Here is a 6,617-nt window from a genome sequence, read left to right on the forward strand (position 1 = left end):
GGCCCCGGAGGGGGGGCGCGGCGCTGGGCGGGGCGCCGCCAACGAAGCTTGGGGCAAGAAGCCGCTGGTGACGGTGTTTGTTACGAGATGAGGGAGTAGGCAGTAGGGACTAGGCAGTAGGCAATAGGAAAGGCGATTGCTTTTTAGCTCGCCAAATTTGCTTCTTCTCTACTGCCTACTGCCTACTGCCTACTGCCTGAGGAAACCGCCGATGCTTGGACGCCTGAACCATGTCGCGCTTGCCGTGCCGGATCTGGCCGCGGCAATGGCCGCCTATCGCGATACGCTGGGCGCGCGGCTGAGCGAGCCGCAGGCGCTTCCGGAGCATGGTGTGAGCGTGGCGTTCATCGATGTCGGCAACACCAAGATCGAGTTGCTGGAACCACTGGGCGAGGCATCGCCCATCGCCGCGTTCCTCGAGAAGAACCCTTCGGGTGGCATGCATCACGTCTGCTATGAGGTCGACGATATCCTGGCCGCTCGCGATCATTTGAAGCAAAGCGGCGCGCGTGTGCTTGGCGACGGCCATCCGAAGATCGGCGCGCATGGCAAGCCGGTGCTGTTCCTGCATCCCAAGGATTTCTTCGGCACGCTGGTCGAACTGGAGCAGGCATGAACTGGATCCTGTTCGCCGCGCTGTTCTTCGTCACCTGGTGGCTGGTGCTGTTCGTCGTTCTGCCGTTCAGCCTGCGCACCCAGGACGACGACCAGGATGTCACGCTTGGCACCGTTTCCAGCGCACCGCGCGGCCCGCATATGCTGCGCGCCTTCGCCCGCGCGACGATCGTGACGGTGGTCGTGATGGGCATTCTCTACGGCCTGACGATGGGCCTGGGATTCAGCTTCGACGACATCATGCGGATCATGCCGGACTTCACGCCAGACGCCAGTCACTGAAACCGTCATTATAGTTTCCGCAAGTAATGAGCAGCATACGCGCGCCAAGGTTGAATTCGGAAGCCGGCTTCCGAATTCGGCGGCTAACCGTGGCTGACGCCGTTTGGCAGATGATCGCGCTAAGCAGATGATTGCACAAAAAAAATGCAAGGCACAAGGCCTTGCAATTTAAACGCGTCCGATCCGTTTCCGGTGTCCGGCGGCAGCGAGTTACCGCGCCTAGATCGCATCCTCCCAAGACTTTGACCGCGTAGGAGAGCAGATTTTTCTCCGCCCTCTCGGTTATCGGCGCACACTAGACCAAGGCAGGTGAAAATGTCACGAAGAATTTTGCCTCGAAACAGGCAATATCGTGCTGCACTGCACAATAGTGCGGCAGCGCTTGCTTGTGAATCGATCAAATAGCCATTTGCGGCACTTTGCAGCCAGAATCGCCTTTTTGGTAAGGTGCAGAAGGCTCGATACTTTGGGGCACTCGGGTTTCCATTCGGCCATGAAATGGCTATGAAGCCCGGGCAAGCAGCCTCGGTTGCGCCGATTCCCCGCGCCGCCATTTTCACTCACGGACCAGTCCATGCGTTTGTCGCGCTATTTCCTGCCCATTCTCAAAGAAAATCCCCGCGAGGCCGAGATCGTCTCGCATCGGCTGATGCTGCGCGCAGGCATGATCCGCCAGCAGGGGCAGGGCAGCTTTTCGTGGCTACCGCTCGGCAAGCGCGTGCTGGACAAAGTCTGCCAGATCATCCGCGAGGAACAGAACCGCGCCGGCGCGCTGGAAATCCTGATGCCGACCATCCAGTCGGCGGATCTGTGGCGCGAAAGCGGCCGTTACAACGACTACGGCAAGGAGATGCTGCGCATCAAGGACCGCCAGGACCGCGACATGCTCTACGGGCCGACCAACGAAGAGATGGTCACCGAGATTTTTCGCGCCTATGTGAAGTCCTACAAGGACCTGCCGCTCAACCTCTACCATATCCAGTGGAAGTTCCGCGACGAGGTGCGTCCGCGCTTCGGCGTCATGCGCAGCAGAGAATTCCTGATGAAGGACGCATATTCCTTCGACCTCGATTTCGAGGGCGCCAAGGCCGCCTACAACCGCATGTTCGTCTCTTACCTCAGGACGTTCACGCGCATGGGCCTGCAGGCCATTCCAATGCGCGCCGACACCGGTCCGATCGGCGGCGACCTCAGCCATGAGTTCATCATCCTGGCCGAGACCGGTGAGAGCCAGGTGTTCTGCGACCGCGCTTATCTGACGCTCGACGTGCCGGGCGCCGGCACCAACTTCTCCAACGACGCCGAGATCGGCGATATCGTGAAGAAGTGGACGACGCCTTATGCCGCCACCGACGAGATGCATGACGAGGCGGCCTGGGCGAACGTTCCGCCAAGCGAGCAGGTCTCGGCGCGCGGCATCGAGGTCGGCCATATCTTCCACTTCGGCGAGAAATACTCCAAGCCGATGAACGCCAAGGTGACCGGCCCCGATGGCAAGGACCATTACGCCTCGGGCGGCTCCTATGGCATCGGTCCGTCGCGCCTGGTCGCGGCGATCATCGAGGCCAGCCATGACGAGAACGGCATCATCTGGCCGGAAGCGGTGGCGCCCTTCGATATCGGCCTGATCAACATGAAGGTCGGCGATGGCGAATGCGACCGCGTCTGCGCCGAGCTCTATGCGGCGCTTAACGCAGCCGGCAAGGACGTGCTTTATGACGACACCGACCAGCGTCCCGGCGGCAAGTTCGCCACCGCCGATCTGATCGGCCTGCCGTGGCAGGTGATCGTCGGCCCGCGCGGCGTGGCCGCCGGCGAGGTCGAGATCAAGAACCGCAGGTCGGGCGAGCGCGAGACGCTGCCGATCGCCGAGGCCAAGAAACGCCTGGGTATCGCCGCATGAACGAGGCGGCGGCAGCGGCCAGGTCAGCGGCGGGTGCTTTCTCCGGCTTCGAGCGCATGGTGGCGTGGCGCTATCTGCGCTCGCGCCGCAAGGAGACGGTGATCTCGGTCATCGCCTCGATCTCCTTTCTCGGCATCATGCTCGGCGTCGCGACGTTGATCGTCGTCATGGCCGTGATGAACGGTTTCCGCGCCGAGTTGCTGACCCGCATCCTCGGCGTCAACGGCCATCTCATCGTGCAGCCGCTCGATTCGCCGCTGGAGGATTACGCCCAGGTGGCGAGCCGCATCAACGGTGTTTCGGGCGTCAAATACGCCATCCCGCTGATCGACGGCCAGGTCCTGGCGCAAGGCAATGTCGGCGGCGGCACGGGCGCCCTGGTGCGCGGCATCCGCGGCGAGGACCTCGGCAAGATTTCGATCGTCGCCAGCAACATCAAGCAGGGCACGCTCGACGGCTTCGACACCGGCGACGGCGTGGCGATCGGCAAGCGCATGGCCGAAAGCCTCGGGCTAGTCCTCGGCGACACCATCACGCTGATCTCGCCGGACGGCGATGTGACGCCGCTCGGCACCACGCCGCGCATGAAGGGCTACAAGGTGGCGGCGATCTTCGAGGTCGGCATGTCGGAATATGACAGCTCGATCGTCTACATGCCGTTCTCGGAAGCGCAGCTCTATTTCAACATGGACGGGCGAGCCCAGACCATCGAGATCTATGTCGACAATCCCGACAATGTCGACGCGCTGAAGCCGCTGGTCGAGCAGGCGGCGCAGCGGCCGGTCGACCTCGTCGACTGGCGCCAGCGCAACGAGACCTTCTTCTCGGCGCTGCAGGTCGAGCGCAACGTCATGTTCATGATTCTCACGCTGATCGTGCTGGTGGCGGCGCTCAACATCATTTCCGGCCTCATCATGCTGGTGAAGGACAAGGGCCACGACATCGCCATCCTGCGCACGATGGGCGCCTCGCGCGGCGCGATCCTGCGCATCTTCCTGATGACCGGCGCGGCGATCGGCGTCACCGGCACCATCGCCGGCGTGCTGCTCGGCGTCATCATCTGCCTCAACATCGAATCGATCCGGCAGTTCTTCTCGTGGATGACCGGCAGGATCCTGTTCAATCCCGAGCTCTATTTCCTCAGCCAGCTGCCGGCGAAGATGGATCCGCGCGAGACCACCTATGTCGTCATCATGGCGCTTGGCCTGTCGTTCCTCGCGACGGTGTTCCCCGCCTGGCGGGCCGCCCGGCTCGATCCCGTCGAAGCCTTGAGGTACGAATGATGGCCGAGGCCATTATCGAGTTGAAGGGCGTCGAGCGGCACTACGTCCAAGGGCCGCGCAAGCTCACCATTTTGAACGGCGCCGACTTTTCGCTCAGGCGCGGCGAGATGGTGGCGCTGGTGGCGCCGTCGGGCACCGGCAAGTCCACCCTTTTGCACACGGCGGGGCTATTGGAGCGGCCCGATGCGGGCGATGTGATCCTCGCCGGCCGTGCGTGCGGACGGCTGTCGGACGAGGAGCGCACCGCGATCCGCCGCAACGACGTCGGCTTCGTCTATCAATTCCATCATTTGCTGCCGGAGTTCTCCGCGCTCGAGAACATCATGATGCCGCAGCTGATCAAGGGGCTCGGCCGCAAGGAAGCATCCGAGCGGGCGGCGCAGCTCCTCGACTATATGCAGATCGGCAAGCGCGCGCAGCACCGGCCGGCCGAGCTTTCCGGCGGCGAGCAGCAGCGCGTCGCCATTGCCCGCGCCGTTGCCAACGCGCCGCTGGTGCTCCTGGCCGACGAGCCGACCGGTAATCTCGATCCGGTCACCGCCTCCTATGTGTTCGATGCGCTGGAGGCGCTGGTCAGGCAGTCGGGCCTCGCGGCGCTGATCGCTACCCATAACCACGAGCTGGCCTCGCGCATGGACCGGCGCGTGACGTTGGCTGAAGGCAAGGTCGTGCCGCTATAGGATGTGTTGAGATTCAGGTGAGGCCGGCCTGCGAAGGGCGGCCTCCTGCGCTTCCGGTGCTCACGTACGCAAAAGTACGCTCCGCTCCGGTTCTCGGATGCCACCATTCTCGGCTCGGCCTGACCTGAATCTCAACACATCCCGGCGCCCTCTCACCAACGTTGGTGCCGTCAACCTTTCCTTAACCCTGCCCAAACGGACCGCGCGGTTTCGCTCCAGCGCGCCCGAGACGATCATTGACATTCGAACAAAATTAGAACAAATTACGAACATTCCAACAACGGAGAGAGTTATGTCTGATCTGGTTCAGGATGTTGTCTCGCTGGTTTGCATGAGCACCTTTCTCGTTTCCATGGCGATCTGGATCGGCGCCATGTGATCAGGCGGTTTCGCCGCCGTACGGGACGGGCAGATGCCCGCCCGTCGTTGGGGCGGACAGGAGTCCGCCCATGTCGGGATGGGGGAGACCCCGCCTGGAACGGGCAGGAGCCCACCCGCGGGACTGACAAGAGCCCGCCCGTTGTTAAGTCTTTCTTGGCCGCGCTGCCGCTAGGCTGTTCCTTCAAGACGGGGAGCCAAGGCAAGTGTCGGTCATCGTCACGGTCACGCTCGTGGCCGGCAATCTCGGACTGATCTTTCTTTTGATGACCGTGCCGCTCGGACTGCGCACGGTGACGGTCAGCCGCGTGATCAAGGCCGACCGCAATTGCCTTTGGCAGGTGCTGTGGCCGTTCGGCGGCGACGCCGGCTGGTCGGGCGAAATCCTTGCCGCCGAGCCCTTGGATAGCGAAGGGACGGCGCTGATCCGGCTCTCCTGGGAAGGACGGGACGGGCGGCCGATCGACCGCAAGGCGCGGCTCGAGGATGTGAGGGAGGGAAGCTACTTCTCGATGACCGTCATCGAGGACACGGCGCTCGATCCCTCGTTCTGGGCGAACTATCGCGAGACCGCCGAGCTTGTGCCGGAAGGCGAGGCCGTGCGAGTGACGCTCACCCAGACCGACCGCTATCGCGGTGTCGCGTTCCTGATCTTCCGCTTCTTCGCCATGCGTCGCGAATTGCGCAAGCTCGACGTCTGGGCGGCGACGGGCACTTATCGCAGGGGCGGCTGGTTCGAGCATCCGCTGAGCCAGGTCGGCTTCGCCGTGCTTTCGGCTCTGATCCTGTGGCCGTTCTTCGGGCTCAATCTTGGCGGCCTGGCGCTGGCGGCGATCCTCACCTCGGTGGTCGCCCTGCACGAGCTTGGCCATATGGCCGCCTTTCGCCTGACGGGGCATCGCCGGGCGCGGATGATCTTCATTCCGCTGCTTGGCGGCATCGCGATCGGCGGCAGGCCCTATGACAGCCGCTTCGAGGTCGCCTTCGTGGCGCTTATGGGCGCCGGCTTCTCCGCCTTCCTGGTGCCGGTGCTGATCGCCGCCAGCGGCTTCGCCAATGGCGAAGGACATCGGCTGGCCGCCATGCTTTTGGCCACGCTTGCCGGCTGCGCGTCGCTGTTCAACATCGCCAATTTGGTGCCGGTGTGGAAATTCGACGGCGGCCAGGTGCTGCGCCAGATCTGCCCGGGGCCGGCCGCACTTGCGCTCGCGTCCTTCCTGCTGCTCTTGGCGCTTCTGTCGCTCGGCTGGCGGGCTGGTTTTTCGCCGGGCTTCCTGCTGATCGCCGGCGCGGTGTTCGCGATGCTGAGCCTGATCACCATGGGTAGCGGCGTGAAGCCGCGTCACGAGTTGAAGCCGATCAAAACCTTCGACCGGCTGGCCATGGCCGGCGCGCTGCTCGCCGTCTTTGCCATCCATGGCTACGGCATGCTGTGGGCCTCGGCGCAGCTCATGTAGGGTGTGTCGACATTCAGGT

At 63.4% G+C, this 6,617-nt stretch carries 6 protein-coding genes; all 6 read left to right on the forward strand.

Annotation, left to right across the window (positions count from 1 at the left end):
* Positions 1-211 precede the first annotated feature (211 nt).
* Positions 212-616: a methylmalonyl-CoA epimerase gene (gene mce / locus LB515_RS27950; protein ID WP_224709668.1), complete on the forward strand. Its 405-nt coding sequence runs from the start codon at positions 212-214 to the stop codon at positions 614-616.
* Positions 613-897, forward strand: a complete 285-nt coding sequence (locus LB515_RS27955) for a DUF1467 family protein (RefSeq protein ID WP_224600905.1) — start codon at positions 613-615, stop codon at positions 895-897. Before mce ends, LB515_RS27955 begins: the two co-directional genes overlap by 4 nt.
* Positions 898-1,471: 574 nt before the next feature.
* Positions 1,472-2,800: a proline--tRNA ligase gene (proS, locus tag LB515_RS27960; protein WP_224626054.1), complete on the forward strand. Its 1,329-nt coding sequence runs from the start codon at positions 1,472-1,474 to the stop codon at positions 2,798-2,800.
* Complete coding sequence (locus LB515_RS27965; protein WP_224709670.1) at positions 2,797-4,083, forward strand: lipoprotein-releasing ABC transporter permease subunit; 1,287 nt, start codon at positions 2,797-2,799, stop codon at positions 4,081-4,083. Before proS ends, LB515_RS27965 begins: the two co-directional genes overlap by 4 nt.
* Positions 4,080-4,763 (forward strand): ABC transporter ATP-binding protein, encoded by a 684-nt coding sequence (locus LB515_RS27970; RefSeq protein WP_176476897.1) that lies wholly within the window; start codon positions 4,080-4,082, stop codon positions 4,761-4,763. The genes LB515_RS27965 and LB515_RS27970 overlap by 4 nt, the downstream gene beginning before the upstream one ends.
* Positions 4,764-5,347: 584 nt before the next feature.
* Positions 5,348-6,598, forward strand: a complete 1,251-nt coding sequence (locus tag LB515_RS27975) for a site-2 protease family protein (protein ID WP_224709672.1) — start codon at positions 5,348-5,350, stop codon at positions 6,596-6,598.
* The last annotated feature ends 19 nt before the right edge of the window (positions 6,599-6,617 follow it).

This window comes from Mesorhizobium sp. CA15 (genome assembly GCF_020165215.1).
Taxonomy (GTDB): Bacteria; Pseudomonadota; Alphaproteobacteria; order Rhizobiales; family Rhizobiaceae; genus Mesorhizobium.

Excerpts from the sequence above, each read along its gene's own strand:
- proS (WP_224626054.1), top strand. The coding sequence starts at position 1,472 with ATGCGTTTGTCGCGCTATTTCCTGCCCATTCTCAAAGAAAATCCCCGC.
- LB515_RS27965 (WP_224709670.1), top strand. The coding sequence starts at position 2,797 with ATGAACGAGGCGGCGGCAGCGGCCAGGTCAGCGGCGGGTGCTTTCTCC.
- LB515_RS27970 (WP_176476897.1), top strand. The coding sequence starts at position 4,080 with ATGATGGCCGAGGCCATTATCGAGTTGAAGGGCGTCGAGCGGCACTAC.
- LB515_RS27955 (WP_224600905.1), top strand. The coding sequence starts at position 613 with ATGAACTGGATCCTGTTCGCCGCGCTGTTCTTCGTCACCTGGTGGCTG.
- mce (WP_224709668.1), top strand. The coding sequence starts at position 212 with ATGCTTGGACGCCTGAACCATGTCGCGCTTGCCGTGCCGGATCTGGCC.